Below are 14558 nucleotides of genomic sequence, written 5' to 3'. Positions count from 1 at the left end.
CCGCCAGCAAAAGACGGATGGTCAGACGAAACAGGTGGGGGGTCAAAATTGGACGCCGATCACCCCGTCAGAGGGGTCAATATTCCACGCCGAAACACAGTATCGGACGCCAAATCACTTTTAAGCCAAGTTGCCTGTGCCCGTCCATCCAGGTAGAAACCGCCGGATCCATACCATGTCAGTGCTGCACCTGCACCATAACCTTCGCTCGTGATACTGCCTCTGCTTCCGAACGCACCAATCGTTGCAGAACTTTGATCGCGCCGGAGGTTCACTCCGCCAATTAGAGTTCCATGTTTTCCCTCAAGCAAGATGCCATCGACGCCGACCTGAAATGTGGAAGACTCATACCTGTAGTCCGCTTCACTTGCGGAACGAGCCAAAGCATGTCGCCCGCGTCCACCCTCAAGATGAACCCAAAAGCCACTTCTAGCGGTACAGTGGGTCCCATCGGTAGCGTCGAATTCGACATCCTCCGGTGCGTCACATCTGTCAATTTCGGCGAGATTTCCGCCACGCCCAGTTGTTTCATGTTGTTCAAGAGGGTTTATCCAAAGGCGATTCCGGCCGCTGTTTGACAGATCTGGAAGCTGCGCCATTTCGAGAAGAACCTGCGGGTAGCTTTCGTAAACGGGGACCGTTGGCGCCAGAGATGCCTTTCGCAGGTACCAGTTACCGTCGGCTGCATCACTCCCAACGCCATTGTGATAGAGGCCGTAGGAGTAAGCTCCCAGTACGATCGACTCCGATTCATCGACCCGGGAATCACCAACGAGCGAGAAAACGTTTGCACTGGAAGCGTCTTTGTTGCGTACTTCGACGAGGAGAATGCCGTTTCCATCTTCTGACGAGCCGTTGCTTTCGCGTCGGGCAATCCTAATCTTGGTCGGACCGCTTGCAACGCGCGTGCTGTCCACGACGAGAACGTCAGCGTATGATTCCGCCGGCTCTCTCGATGCGCTACCGCCATTTGCCACCGCGTTTAGTACGAGGTGACCGCCATCACTGAGGAAAACACTATTGCCCGCGCCTGAATCGGCCGTGGCATTGCCGGTGATGAGGAGCGTATTGCCTGTTGTTGGTCCTGTCAGATCGATCGAGCCCGAATTTTGAAAAGTGCCTAAATTGACGAGCTGACCTTGAACCACGCCAGGTCTATTCAACGAGTAGATATTGGGATCCAATGGGCTCGTGGTTGATTTAGGTTGATAATAGTTGCCTACGTCGACATTTGTTTCCCCCGTTACCGAGCTCAAATGGACGGTCGCACCGACCTGATTGTGGAAGATGCTGGTGTTGGAGCCAAAATCGGACACAGAGACCCGCTTTGTATCACGTAAGCCATCGCCATCAGTGTCGGCGAAGTGCCGAATGCTGAAAACACCGTTCTCACCATTGATAAACCGATTGCCGTCGACGCCGGCGTACACAACAAACCCGGTCAGGCTGCCTTGATTGACAACATCCAAATGCCCGTTTGCTGGATGGAATCGCCCCACGTCAACGACGGCACGGTCGGAGCCAGCTTCAATTCGACCGGTGTTAACAAGTTTGCTCAACGTCGCGGAGCCAATTAAAATTCCGGAAGCGGGTCTTTCCGAGGTCGTGCCTATCTCGGTCAAACCTGGCTGCCATCCGCCGCTAACAGTCGCCTCCCTCCCCACGACAACAGTTGAGGTGGAGGTCGAGGAGTAGGAGGAAATGCCGATACCGAATTGCCCTGAAGAACGAATTTCGCCATCAAAGCGGCCTTCGGACTTGCTTTCCGCCGTTAAATCTACCCCGAAAGATTGATCCCCGGTCACATGGACCGTGGATTTTCCATCCTGGATCATAACGACGTCACCACCACTTGAGCTTTCTATACCATTGGCCAGTGAACCCGCAGTCGTTATGGCTGTCTCTTGGGCGAGTCGAACAATTGCCGCGCCTGTCCCTGGCGTTCGAGTTACGATCGCGTGTGATGCATCGCCTTGGGTCGTAATGCGTCCACCCTTGTTAATAGTAACAGTGGCGTCCTGGGAATTGGCTGCATCATCGATTTTGGAAATGGCACCATAAGCGTAAGCGCCGCTCGTGGCAACGAAAGCGCCCGATTCGATCGTCGCCGATCCGAGAGCTTCGTTACTTGCAAGTAGAGCGTCCGCGGCAAAGCCGCTCGTTTGAATAGTCGCACCTTCAGTGGCGATAATGTGAGCCCGTCCAGGATTGGCCGAACCGAGAATGCGAAGAAAAATACCCTGCCCATTGTCTCCCTGAGTTGTAATGGTGCCCTTTGCGATTGCCAGTGCATCGCCGCTGCCCCAATGCACACCATAGACCCCGCGCCCCATAGGTCCCGTGACGGTTATGGTGCTGTTTTCCCGCTGAAATATGCTGAGATTGGCATGATCAGCCCCGCTTATGATCGATCCGAAAAGTCCTGCTGCGTAACCTGTATCTGACGGGGGAACCCGCACGCTAATATCAGCGGCTGAAATTATCGAGATATCGCTGTCACTCTCTACAGAGACCGCGTCAGAATATAGGCCGGATGTGCTGATCGACGTCCCGTAGTCCAAGTCAACTGTTGAGGGGGAATTCAAGAGCTCCAGTGTTACTCCTCTGTTTCCCTCTCCATCAATCCTGTCAACGGTGACGCCCTGCTCTAGCTTTATCCAGTTTGCCGCGTTTAGGACATAAGTGATACCGTTAGGGTAGGGATTTAGCGACGTGTCGTTACAGGTTACGACGCCCCCAACTGCTGGTCCGCATTCGCCATCGGCAAAGCTGACACTTGTCGTGCCTGCAACTGTAAAAATAACCATGGCAGTTAAAGAGCAATTTCGATGGAAGCCAGTATTAGTCATAGTCACCTGCAGTATTTGTTAGTAATCTTCCTTTACCGGCTGACTCATAACGAAATACAGTTTATGGTTGTGCCTGGTTTGAGCTACAAGAGTTTGCCTTCAGCTGCGGAAGGGTCATGCATTACAGCTTTACGGCCTGGACAAACTGATATCCCAATCGCCGACATGCACCGCTCATAGCATTTGCTGGAGGAAGAATTGGCTGCGTTGCAGGCACATTGTCTACTGCCATATGATGGGGGTACGCCCACCATATTGAATGTTTGGTATGGCCAAGTTGTTTGAGACTGGCGTGTCCGGTATGAAGGCGCCCTGAAATTGCAGAGCGCTTTACCCCGCTTGAAGGGGTTTCGTTTCCACGTGAGATTGTCGCTTATGTGGTTGGAATTGCCACGTGGATTGGCGTTGCGTACCAGCGGCGCGGTGTCGCCAGTTTTAGACTGTCATTTCAGCAGCATACTCAGCCCACAGGCTGAACGTATCAGCTCGCGCGTGGCGGTATGAAATGGCGGTTGGAATGTAGCGGCGGGGCGGAAGATCGTGTTGATTTGATCGTGGGCCGACAAGGAGTACTATGCCTGAAGCGGTGTTTTGAGCCGACACATGATCTTTTCGCATTTTCGGGTCTGCTGGTAGGAGTTTTGGCCCAGACTGCATAGGCGACGATCTCACGCGGGAAGCGAAACTCCATCCAGCCGGAGTAATGAGCCAGGATCTTCATGCCGGACCGATAATCAAAATGACCGGTTCAAACAACTTGGCAACGTATGCTTACAGATATTCGCCTCATAACCGAAATGGAAGTGGTAGTAAAAAGTGGACAGTTGTAAGCTTAATCGCTTGGTTTTCTTATAATTATTTATATAATATTCAATGGTAAAGCTAGCATACTCGCGTAATGAGGCCGTTATTCCGGTTGAAACTCAGGATGACGTTACGGAGCCGCATATATCAATCCCTATCATATGGTGGTAGTAGATTTATCCGACTAATCAGAATAATAAATCCACGCACTGTAGAGTATGGAATAAATATTACAATACGACCAACGTGCTTTGCGAGTTATAAATGATTGAACTGGTTCGTCGGCGGAGACGTTGGAGTTGGACACTAATTATTTCTCTGAAAAAATGTACGAGGCTGCTTTCTTTCCGGAGCTGTGGGTGCCGCTGCTTGATGAGTTGGCGGCGCAGACTGATTCCGGTTTCGGTGGCATCGGAGTATATTGGCCGGCTCCAAGGGGTATTACGACCAGTCGCAGGATCCTCCCGGATTATGAAGATTGGCATCAAACTCCCGAAGCCCAAGAGCGATGGACGAGCTATGTTCGCGCTAAAGGGATAATTAATAAAGGTTTCCTTCAGCTCGATCCGTTTGCTGGCGATTGGTCCGATATTGTCGATTTCCAGGAGAGGGTTAAGCGGCATGCCGAACGTGGCTACGGTGTACAGGCGGGCATGATTGTTGAGTTATTTAACGGTGAAATTATAACGCTCGAGTTTACTCGCCGGCTGGGTGAGCCCGGTTACGGTCCGAAAATCATTGCTCAGCTCAACAAACTAAACCAGCCCTTTTCGCAAGCTGCGTTGTTCGCGTCACGTATGTATTTTGAGCGCGTGCGTGGAGGAGTAGAGATGCTTAACAGCGTCGGAGTGGCTGCCGCTTTTATCGCTCGCAATAGAGAAATCGTCCTAACAAACGATCTATTCCACGATAGCCGTCGATATTTTTCCGCGAATTCGTCAGGTCGCCTCGATCTCAAGGGCAGCGATTCCTTGAGGAAGGCCTTCTCCCAGGCGCTGGATGTTTCCATAAGGAAACCCGTGAGCATACCCATCCCAGCGGACGAAAGTCGTGACGCTGCGGTTATCCAGATGATTCCATTGTATCGAGAAGCGAGACACATATTCGCCGGGCCGGGGACGATAATGATTGTCACGCCAGTTGCAACGACGAGAGGACTTCCCGGTGCGGAATATGTTTCCCGGCTCTTCGGATTGACGCCCGCGGAGGCTCGATTGGCGCTGGCGTTGACATCCGGCCTCTCCCTACGCGACTCGGCTGCGAACCAACGAATAACTTTCGGAACGGCGCGCACTTATCTGAATGCAATTTTCTCAAAAACAGGAACTAGTCAACAAAGCTCATTGGTGAGTCTCTTGAAGAGTGTGCCTTCAAATGAGTCACATAACTCGAACAATGCTTTGCTGCCTTGAAGGCGAGTTTCTGATGAGCGCGCTTTGTGGCGCGCAGGAATGGCCAGAGTCTATGCCGATAAGCTGAATCGGCTCTTTCTTGTTGGGGCGACGGTGCTCTTCTCATCAAGAGCCCAATCAGGTCATCGTGTCTGTCCATGGACCGCATAGCAGCCGGCAAGCATGGCGGGCACAGTCGAGGGGCAGATCGTGCTGCGAACTCGTAAAAGCGCCTGAAATCGGCCCTCGCAACGATTTTTTTGCCCTCTGTGGGTTGTTGCATAAAACTTGATTGTAGTAATCACGTTAAGCGGATGTTGCGATCCGATCCATCATGTGGGTGGGGCAGATGAATCTCAGGGTTGGTACGGTGTGCAATCCGATCAGGACGACGTGGCGTGCGCGGCCAGGGGAGCGAAAGGCGTGACGGATGTGGTCGGTACCGAGGCGCATGATTTTGCCGGCTCGCTCGAAGATGCTGGCATTCTGGAGGAACGGATGGAGATGCAGGGCGATACACGCCGCTGGCGCGAGGTCAGCCCCGGAATGTTCCTCGGCACCACCGATCTTCGCCTCGACACGCCGCTTGCCTATCAGAGTCACACCTTTCCAGCGATCTGCCTCTCCGTCGTACTGGAGGGCTTTGCCACCAACACGACCGAAGGCATCGAGGGTGGATTCTGCCCGGACGAGGTCTGGATCACTTCCACCGGCGAAAGCCGGCCGACGAGCATGACCATCCATGCCGATCAACCGGTTCGCGTGGTGGAGTTATTGCTGACGCCCGCCTGGAGCGAGCATAACCGTGCCGTCATGGATAGCGATCCCACCTATCAGGCCATGCAACGCGCCATGTGCCAGCCGGTGATGATACGCCGCCATTCGCTCGATGCGCGGCTTCGCCAGATAGCCTGGTCCGTGCTGAACCCGCCGGCGCACGGCGCCTTCACCAATGTGCATCTCGATGCCAGTGCCATGAGCCTGCTGAGCATTCTGGCGGAGGCCTTTCGTCCGGCTGAGGTGGCCGCAGTCGCCAACCTCACCGCGAAATCGCTGGAGCGTATGCTGGAAATCCGCCGGCACATAGATGCGAATGCCGCTGCTATCGATTCGCTCGCCGGCCTTGCTGCCCGCTTCGCCGTCGGCCAGAGCAAACTCAAGCAGGACTTCCAGCGCGCCTTCGGCATCAGCGCCCGGGAATATCTTCTGGAGCGGCGGCTGCTGATCGGTCGGAACGCTATCCTGCGCGACGGATTGAGCATTGCGGAGGCGGCCTACAAGGCCGGCTACCAGCATCCCGCAAACTTCACTTCGGCCTTCACCCGGCATTTCGGCTATCCACCTAGCCGATTGAAATCTTGAATGATTTAAAACTGGATAATAATCGTAAGCTTTTTGCCGAAACGCATAAGCCAAGCTTCTCGACCCTTCTTACATCCACCGCGATAATCCGCGCCGAACTGGGGTCCGGGGATTGATCATGAAAACTGCCATACGGTTTGCCACGCTTCTGGCAAGCACCAGCCTGCCTGTCATTGCTCTTGCACAGGAGGCGACGGAAACGACCGTGCTGAAACCGATCATCGTCACGGCGCAGAAGCGCACGGCGGAAAGCAAGGACGTGCCTGCAAGCATCGCGGTGGAGAGCGGTGAGACGCTGGCGCTTCAGAAGACAAAGCGCCGCGATGATGCCATCGCTGCCGCGCCCAATGCTCAGACCGGTGCCGTCACGGCGAAACTCTATACATCCTTCACCGCTATCCGCGGCGTTGGCTCTGCGCTTATCGAGAGCGACCCGTCTGTCGGCGTCTATCTCGATGGTGTCGGCATCGGTAGCGCACAGGCTCATAGCGGCACGTTGCTCGACGTCGACCGTATCGAGATTCTGCGCGGACCGCAGGGTACGCTCTATGGCCGCAACAATATTGCCGGTTCGGTCAACATCATCTCCAACCTGCCTGATCCCGACCGGACCGGCGGCGAACTCGGAGTTGAATATGGTCGCTTCGGCACGGCGACGGCAACCGGCATCTTCAACACGCCGATTGGTGACAATGGCTGGGCAGCGCGCGGCGCCCTTTCGGTCTCGAAGACCGACGGCTCCCTCTATTCAACCATCAATGACGATGATCTCGGCGGCGGCAAGGATGTGCATGGTCGCGTCAGCATTGCCGGCGACCTCACCGATAACCTCGAATTCCTCGGTATCGTCGATATCGAGCGCCAGGTGCTGGACGGCGAGATGCTCGGTATGCCGGAAGCGGATTTCCTCAAGGGCAGGCGGGGAGTTGCTATTGACGATCCGATCCGCATCGAAAGCGATCTCGCGACTGTCTCTGGCCAGTTCACCTACCACCTCGACAATGGCGACAAGATCGTCTCGATCACCGGCTTTCAGAAAAGCGCGGTGGATGTCGGCGGCAACGGCTTTCCGCTCGGATATTTCGCGGCCTATGACGGACTTTTCCAGTCCCTCGGCTTCCCAAATTTCCGCTACCGTGCAGACAATCCGTTCGACGGCAGCTATCGTCAATGGTCGCAGGAAGTGCGTTATGTCTCCGAGGACAACGAGCGCTTTAACTGGGTCGCCGGACTTTATGGCGAGTTCTCGGAGGGCTCGCGCACCTATGGCGCCAACAGCACGTTCACTGGTGGAGCTGCGACGCTTTCGACCCGTGGAGATACCGACACGGTTTCGCTTTCGGGCTTTGCGGACGGGACCTACGCGCTGAACGATCAATGGAAAGTTTTTGGCGGTCTGCGTATCGGCCATGACCGCAAGTCCTTCGACTACGACTTCACCGCCAACAAGACCGCTGAACTGCTTGGCCTGACCGGAACCTTTGCGCGCGGTTACAACGCCCGGCTTTCCGAAACCTACGTCACACCACGCATCGGCCTGCAATTTGCGCCGATGGAGGGGTTGAACCTCTATGGCGGTGTCTCGAGCGGATACAAGTCGGGCGGTTTCAACTCCGGCTTCGTCGGCCTTGGTGATGAAGGGGCCTACGATTCGGAAAGCGTAACCAGCTATGAGGTAGACCTGAAGTCGGCGACACTGGACGACCGGTTGAGGGTCGAGGCTTCATTGTTCTACATCGACTGGCGAGACCAGCAAGTCCAGGGCTTCAATGGGCTGACGGGCGCCACGCCGATTTCGAACGCGCCACAGAGCCAGTCCTTCGGCGGCGAACTCTCCGCCGCATTCGACATCGACAATCACTGGTCGCTCACGGCCGGCGCTGGTTACGCGGATGCGACTTACAAGGAATACCGCAATGCGCGTGCGCTGAATGGATCGGGCGCCGTGGATGTCAGCGGCAACCAGCAGCAGTTCGTTTCACGCTTCACCGGGTCGGCCGGTCTCTCCTACCAGTGGGAAACGGGCCTTGACGACCTCGTCGGCAAGGTCGGCGTGAACTACCGTTATCGGTCGAGCTACTATTTCGACGTGCAGAACACGATCCAGCAGAAAGGCTATGGCCTCATAGACGCCTATGTCGGACTGGAGAATGACCGTTATGCGGCCTATGTCTTCGCCAAGAACATCGGCGATACCGACTACCGCACGGTCGCCGCAAATCTCGGTGTCGGCACGCTGGTTTCGCCGGGTGACCCGCTGACCTTCGGCGGCAGCTTCAAGATCAAGTTCTGAGCCCAAGATGGCGAAGAATGCATTAGGTGACATGCCCGAAGAGGCCGGGCAGGGAGACGACGTTGCCGGTGGTGGGGCTGCCGGCCATCTCTGGCGACTGACGGAGGGGTATCGTGGCTGGATGGGTATCGTCATCGCGGCGTCGATCCTCTCCGCGGTGCTCGAAACAGCTGTCGCCGTGCTGGTCGCATTGGCGGTGGCGGCGCTCATCGCGGGAGATCGCGACGGCGCGATCTTTTGGTCGGCCGGGCTTCTGGGATCGATCGTACTGTCCTGCCTCCTGCAGATGGTATCGAACCTGCTATCGCATCGGGTGGCGATCGACGTGCAGGCGCAGACGCGGCTTGCGATAGGCCGGAAACTCTGGTCCACACCGCTCGGTGCTCTCCAGCGCTTCGAGGCTGCCGAAATCCGCCGCACGCTGATGGAGGATGTCGAGCGCATCGAGGATGGCATCGCGCATCTTATCCCCGACCTCGTTGCCGTGATGATCGCCCCGCTCGCTATCGGCATTGCCATGCTGTTCCTCGACTGGCGACTGGCCATTGCAGCATTCCTGCCGGTTCTGGCCGGCTTTATCGCTTTTTCCATGATCCTGAGGCATGACGGAGGGTTGTCCCGCCGGTTTGTCGCGGCGCAGACGGCGGTCGATGCTGCTTTGCAGGAGGCGATCCGCATGGTGCCCGTCATCAAGGCCTATGGTATCGGCCCGGGCGATCTTCGCCGGGCGGAGGCATCTTTCCAGGAAGTGGACGACGTGGTTGGCCGCTGGCTTTCCTTCTCCGCGTCCAGCAACAACTGGTTTTTCCTTGCCATCACCTCGACGCTTTTGATCGTTGCGCCACTTGGCCTGTGGCTCCATCCGCTGCCAGACGGCTATTCCGTACTCGTCTTCTTCCTGCTTGCGAGCTTCACCCTTTCCTCGCTTGGCGCGCGGCTGTTCGGCGCGATGGGGCGGCTGCGCATCCAGCAGGCCTCGCTGGCACGCGTTGATGCACTGCTCCGGTTGCCAGACTTGCCGGTTATTCCGGATCGACTGCAAAACGGGCAGGATATACGCTTCGAAAAACTTGGTTTTGCTTATGAAGATGGTTTCTCGCTGGAGGATATAGACCTGGATATCAAGACCGGTCAAAGCGTGGCGTTTGTCGGTCCGAGCGGTTCAGGAAAGTCGACCCTTGCGCGGCTCCTGCTTCGCTTTTTCGATCCCGATATCGGCCGCATCACGCTCGGCGGCCGTGATATCCGCTCTTTCCCGCAGCATGAACTCGCTCGGCAATTTGCCCCGGTGTTTCAGGAGTCGTTCCTGTTTTCACAAACGATCCGCGACAATATCGCGCTCGGCCGGCCAGGAGCGACGCAGGACGAGATCGTCGAAGCCGCACGTCTCGCGCAGGCGGATAGTTTCATAATGGCGCTGCCCGAGGGTTACAACACTATCCTTGACCGGGGTGAAGGGCTTTCGGGCGGACAAAAGCAGCGCATCGCGATCGCCCGGGCCATCCTGAAGAACGCGCCGATCCTCGTGCTGGACGAGGCAACGGCCTATCTCGACCCGGATAGCCAGCATGAAATCCAGCAGGCCCTGGATGCGCTGGCAAGAGGCCGGACCGTCATCGCGATCGCCCATCGCCTCTCCTCCGTGTGCGGCTTCGACCATATAGTCTACCTGGAGAACGGCCGCATCATGGAACAGGGCGACCACGACACGCTGCTTGCCCTCGGCGGCGCCTATGCCCGGCAATGGCGTTCGCATACTGCCGCCCGATCCTTCGTCCTTGAGAATGGCAGGGTGCTTTGATGGCGGACCGCGATCCTCTCTTGTACCTCGGCATTCGGTTGGATGCGGCTTCGCTCGGGCGTATGCTCGATGGCCTGTTGCTCGTCGCTCAACCACTTCTTGCCGCGGTTTTCCTGTGGCAGGGTGCTGGTGGAAATTCAGGACGTTCCGCTCTCTGGTGCGCCGGCATCCTGCTCCTGATCTTTATTGCCCGGCGCCTGCTGCTTTGGCCAGCTTTACGAAAACTCTATGCCGAAGCCTATGGCGGTGGGCTGCGTTTGCGACGGGCGATCCTTGCACACCTGATCCGCATGCCGCTGGGTGCCTTCCGGGCGATCGAAGGCGGCAAGCTTATCCAGGCCGTGTCAGAAGACGTGCTCTGGCTTGAAAACCATGCATCCTATACCCGGCCGGAGATAGCCGCCAATGCAGCAGCACTCTGCGCCTGCCTGATTGGCGCGCTCTTCTTCTGGCCAATCGCTGGTCTTGCAGTTGTTGCCGCCATGATTGTGGGATTCGTTGTCCTCGTTTTCGCGCAACGCCGGCTGGCCACCGGGTTGGAGCGCCGTGGGCGCAGCCTGGCTGCCGTTTCGCTGGCGATGCAGGAACAGGCGGAAGGTGTTTCGGTGTTGCGCGCCTTCTCAGGTGAAGACGATATAGGGGAAGACTTTGCCCGAAACGTCGCCCAGCTTCGCCATGGCGCCTGGCGCGGCATCCGTCAGATGACGCCGATTGCCATCTTGTTTCGCATGGCGATCGAGCTCTCGGCCGCCATTGCCATGCTCATCGCCGTTCTCACCTTGGGCGAGACGTCGGGCGCCGATACCATTCACAAGGTTGTCGCCTTACTATTGATCGTTTCGGCGATTGTCCCGGCGCGGAACTTCGCAAGCCTCACCGCCATGCTGGTACTCGCCCGCATCGGGCGGCGGAATATCGATGCCATCTTTGCTGTACCGGCGCCTGTATCGCATGCCGACAGCCGTCCTGATACCTTCGACATATGCTATGAGAATGTCTCTTTCACGCATGGCGGACGGAAGGTGCCGACACTCTCCGGCATCTCCTTTTCGGCAAAGCAGGGGGAGATGGTTGCGCTGATCGGTGCCAATGGCAGTGGCAAGACCACCTGCCTGCAACTTCTCATGCGTTTTTTCGAGCCGGATGATGGGACGATCTGCATCGGCGGTCGGGATATCCGGCAAATCGATGACCAGGTGCTCGCCTCCATGATCGCTCCGGTCTTCCAGGAAACCCTGCTTTTCAACGAGACTATCGCCGACAATATCCGCGTCGGTCGGCCATCCGCGTCCGACGCCGAGGTCGAAGCAGCGGCAAGGGCGGCTGTCGTGCACGACACGATCATGGAATTCGAGAACGGTTATGACACAATGGTTGGCACGCTCGGCGCCCGGCTTTCAGGCGGCGAGCGCCAGCGCATCTGTATCGCTCGGGCAATCCTCAAGGACGCACCGATCATCCTCCTCGACGAAGCGACCTCGGCCGTCGATCCGGAAAACGAGGAGGCGATCCAGCAAGCAATTTCGGCACTTGCCATCGGCCGTACTCTCTTCGTCATCGCTCACAAACTGCCCTCGATCATCGCTGCCGATCGCATCATTCTTCTGGATGCCGGTGCGATGGTGGCGAATGACACGCACGAAGTCCTCCTGCAAACCTCACAGGATTACCGCCGGCTTTGGAACCGCTCGACTGTCATGGAGAGCTGGGCGATGGCGATACACCAGTAGTTGTTTCAGACGAACGGTGAAGCTCGGCCTGCCAGAGTAGAATATCACCGCCCCTTGGCGGATGAGAACGGATTGGCAGACGCGGGCGTGCAAGCCAATGCCACAAGCAGGAAGATGCGGAACAGGGGATTTCACGGCGCAAGCTCCTTTGTATGCGCGTAGTCATACCCAGGAGAACACCGCAGGACGCTATTTAATCCACATCCGTTCCGGGGGCCATCGGGCCTGTTGAAGCTTCAGCCATGAAGGGGCTCGGGTTGGCTTACATCTGATGTTTCGGGAGGCCGGAAAAGGAGCGGAAAATAACTGAGCTCGGCAGCTTGATGAGCGTTCCGCCATCGTGCCAAGCGACTCGGCTCTGATCCCTTGCTTATGGGCGTGTGCATCGGACATACTGACACTCGAACCACAAGGGCCAAGGGCAAGACGAAGCCGGCATTGGATTGCTGGATCGCGGAGCCATGCGAGAAGATTTTACCTCATGAATACGCGATTTCTCGAAACCTTCCTCTGGGCTGCACGGTTGAACAGCTTTTCGGCAGCGGCGGAACGTTTGCACACCACTCAGGCGTCGGTGTCCAACCGGATTGCCGCTCTGGAACGAGAGCTTGGCGTTGTGTTGTTCACCCGCGATGTGCGCTGCGTCAACCTGACGCCGGCCGGTCGTCTGGCGCTGCAGCATGCCGAAAAGATCGTCAACCTGACCGGGGAGTTCCGGCAGATCGTGAGCAGTCGTGAGGCGCTGAGAGGTACCGTGCGTATCGGTGCTGCGGACACCATTGTCTATGCCTGGTTGCCACTTCTCATTCGTCGAATGAACGAACAATATCCCGGTGTCAGCCTGGATCTGACCATCGATACCAGCCTGAAATTATCCCAGCGCATTCAAAATGGTGAAGTGGATGTCGGTTTCATAATGGGACCGGTCATGGCGGCGAACATCTATAATTCACCGCTCTGTACGTTCGAGTCCTGTTGGGTTGGCGCGGTTGATCTGCCATTGCCGGAAACAGGTGTCACGCTTGAAGATATCGCGCATTTTCCGCTACTTACCTTCTCGACGGGCTCTCAGCCGCATCAGGCATTGCGTGCGCTGCTCGATGCCCACGGACTGTCTGACAGCCGTATTTATAATTCCAATTCCCTGTCGATCATGACCCGCCTCGTGGCGGCGGCGGTCGGCGTTGGCGCTCTGCCGCGCGTGCTGGTGGACGGCATCATCAAGTCCGGCGAAGCACGCATCCTCGATATCGCGCCGTCTGTACCGCCCCTGACATTCCACACCGTTTATCAGGAACGTGGCGACAACGCGCTCGCCCGGGCCATTGCCGACATGGCGACGGAAATCGTCAGTGAAACCACCACACAATGGATGACTGTTGCCGCCTAAATTTTGCGCTGCAACACGAAATGATTAATCTATAAGCTTATCTTATGGGTTCCGATAGAGTTTTTCCGTTTGTCATGAAAACCGTTCCCGTTCTTAATTCTCCTCGCAACATGAGAGGAGAGCAACGTGAAAGTCTCACTTGTTCAAATGAATACCCAGAACGACAAGGCAGAAAATCTTAAGGTGGCTGCCGATCTTATCGAAAAGGCAGTCAAGGCGGATAATCCTGACCTTGTTGTTCTTCCAGAATACTTTGCATTTCTTGGAGATAATCCTCAGGAGATGCATGAAAGCGGGGAAGAATTTCCCGATGGCGAGATTTATACGCTGCTTTCGGGGCTCGCCAAAAAGCACGCGATCACGCTGCATGCCGGTTCCATCGTCGAGAAGGAAGGCAACCGTTTCTACAATTCGACGCTCGTTTTCGGTCCTGAAGGCAAGCAGATCGCCCGTTACCGCAAGATGCACCTGTTCGACGTCGATACGCCGAACGGCATCAGCTATCGTGAGTCCGACTCCGTTGCCCGCGGCGAAGACGTCGTAACCTATAAGGTCGGCGACAAGACGGTTGGTTGCGGTATCTGCTACGATATCCGCTTCCCGGAACTGTTCCGCGCCCTGCGGGACAGGGGGGCCGACGTGATCGTTCTGCCGGCCGCCTTCACCCTGATGACGGGCAAGGACCATTGGGAAGTGCTGGCCCGCGCCCGCGCCGTCGAAACCCAGACCTATTTTCTGGCTGTCGGCCAGATCGGCACCCATGCGGGCGGCAAAAAGGCCTGCTGGGGGCATTCCATGGTCATCGATCCCTGGGGCCACATCATCACCCAGTGCTCCGACACTGTCGGGACCGCCGGCGCTGCCCTCGACTTCGACTATTCGGCCAAGGTGCGCGCCAACGTGCCGGTGGCAAACCACCACGTGCTCTGATCGGAGAA

General features: G+C 56.8%; 8 protein-coding genes and 1 pseudogene. 7 read left to right on the top strand and 2 right to left on the bottom strand.

Going from position 1 to position 14558, the window contains the following annotated elements:
• Positions 1-59 precede the first annotated feature (59 nt).
• Both PL640_RS14800 and PL640_RS25815 read right to left on the bottom strand, forming a co-directional pair.
• Positions 60-2849 (bottom strand): autotransporter outer membrane beta-barrel domain-containing protein, encoded by a 2790-nt coding sequence (locus PL640_RS14800; protein ID WP_271362414.1) that lies wholly within the window; start codon positions 2847-2849, stop codon positions 60-62.
• A gap of 435 nt (positions 2850-3284) precedes the next feature.
• Positions 3285-3508: pseudogene (locus PL640_RS25815) on the bottom strand (IS6 family transposase); the annotation flags it as partial.
• A 444-nt stretch (positions 3509-3952) separates the two neighbouring features.
• Between PL640_RS25815 and PL640_RS14795 the strand changes: the two are divergent.
• The 7 genes from PL640_RS14795 (at position 3953) to PL640_RS14765 (ending at position 14550) form a co-directional block, all read left to right on the top strand.
• A complete protein-coding gene (locus PL640_RS14795) occupies positions 3953-5065 on the top strand; it encodes a helix-turn-helix transcriptional regulator (protein WP_269703322.1) in 1113 nt (370 codons plus the stop codon).
• A gap of 402 nt (positions 5066-5467) precedes the next feature.
• Positions 5468-6406: an AraC family transcriptional regulator gene (locus tag PL640_RS14790; RefSeq protein WP_271362413.1), complete on the top strand. Its 939-nt coding sequence runs from the start codon at positions 5468-5470 to the stop codon at positions 6404-6406.
• Between the two features lie 118 nt (positions 6407-6524).
• Positions 6525-8699 carry a TonB-dependent receptor gene (locus PL640_RS14785; protein WP_271362412.1) on the top strand — a complete coding sequence of 725 codons (2175 nt, stop codon included), beginning with the start codon at positions 6525-6527 and terminating at the stop codon, positions 8697-8699.
• A 7-nt stretch (positions 8700-8706) separates the two neighbouring features.
• Positions 8707-10500 carry an ABC transporter ATP-binding protein gene (locus PL640_RS14780; RefSeq protein ID WP_271362411.1) on the top strand — a complete coding sequence of 598 codons (1794 nt, stop codon included), beginning with the start codon at positions 8707-8709 and terminating at the stop codon, positions 10498-10500.
• Positions 10500-12230 carry an ABC transporter ATP-binding protein gene (locus PL640_RS14775; protein WP_271362410.1) on the top strand — a complete coding sequence of 577 codons (1731 nt, stop codon included), beginning with the start codon at positions 10500-10502 and terminating at the stop codon, positions 12228-12230. The genes PL640_RS14780 and PL640_RS14775 overlap by 1 nt, the downstream gene beginning before the upstream one ends.
• 481 nt (positions 12231-12711) lie before the next feature.
• Positions 12712-13620: a LysR family transcriptional regulator gene (locus PL640_RS14770; protein WP_142840627.1), complete on the top strand. Its 909-nt coding sequence runs from the start codon at positions 12712-12714 to the stop codon at positions 13618-13620.
• 147 nt (positions 13621-13767) lie between these two features.
• On the top strand, positions 13768-14550 hold the full coding sequence (locus PL640_RS14765) for a carbon-nitrogen hydrolase family protein (RefSeq protein WP_271362436.1): 783 nt from the start codon (positions 13768-13770) through the stop codon (positions 14548-14550).
• The last annotated feature ends 8 nt before the right edge of the window (positions 14551-14558 follow it).

It is taken from the genome of Agrobacterium sp. ST15.16.024 (genome assembly GCF_027956545.1).
Taxonomy (GTDB): Bacteria; Pseudomonadota; Alphaproteobacteria; order Rhizobiales; family Rhizobiaceae; genus Agrobacterium; species Agrobacterium cucumeris.
Note: the sequence above shows the minus strand (reverse complement) of the source record. Positions and strands in the feature narration are given on the sequence as shown.

What these genes read in the sequence shown, in the direction of transcription:
- PL640_RS14800 (WP_271362414.1), bottom strand. Translation starts at nt 2,849, where the DNA reads ATGACTAATACTGGCTTCCATCGAAATTGCTCTTTAACTGCCATGGTT.
- PL640_RS14785 (WP_271362412.1), top strand. Translation starts at nt 6,525, where the DNA reads ATGAAAACTGCCATACGGTTTGCCACGCTTCTGGCAAGCACCAGCCTG.
- PL640_RS14780 (WP_271362411.1), top strand. Translation starts at nt 8,707, where the DNA reads ATGGCGAAGAATGCATTAGGTGACATGCCCGAAGAGGCCGGGCAGGGA.
- PL640_RS14775 (WP_271362410.1), top strand. Translation starts at nt 10,500, where the DNA reads ATGGCGGACCGCGATCCTCTCTTGTACCTCGGCATTCGGTTGGATGCG.
- PL640_RS14770 (WP_142840627.1), top strand. Translation starts at nt 12,712, where the DNA reads ATGAATACGCGATTTCTCGAAACCTTCCTCTGGGCTGCACGGTTGAAC.
- PL640_RS14765 (WP_271362436.1), top strand. Translation starts at nt 13,768, where the DNA reads ATGAATACCCAGAACGACAAGGCAGAAAATCTTAAGGTGGCTGCCGAT.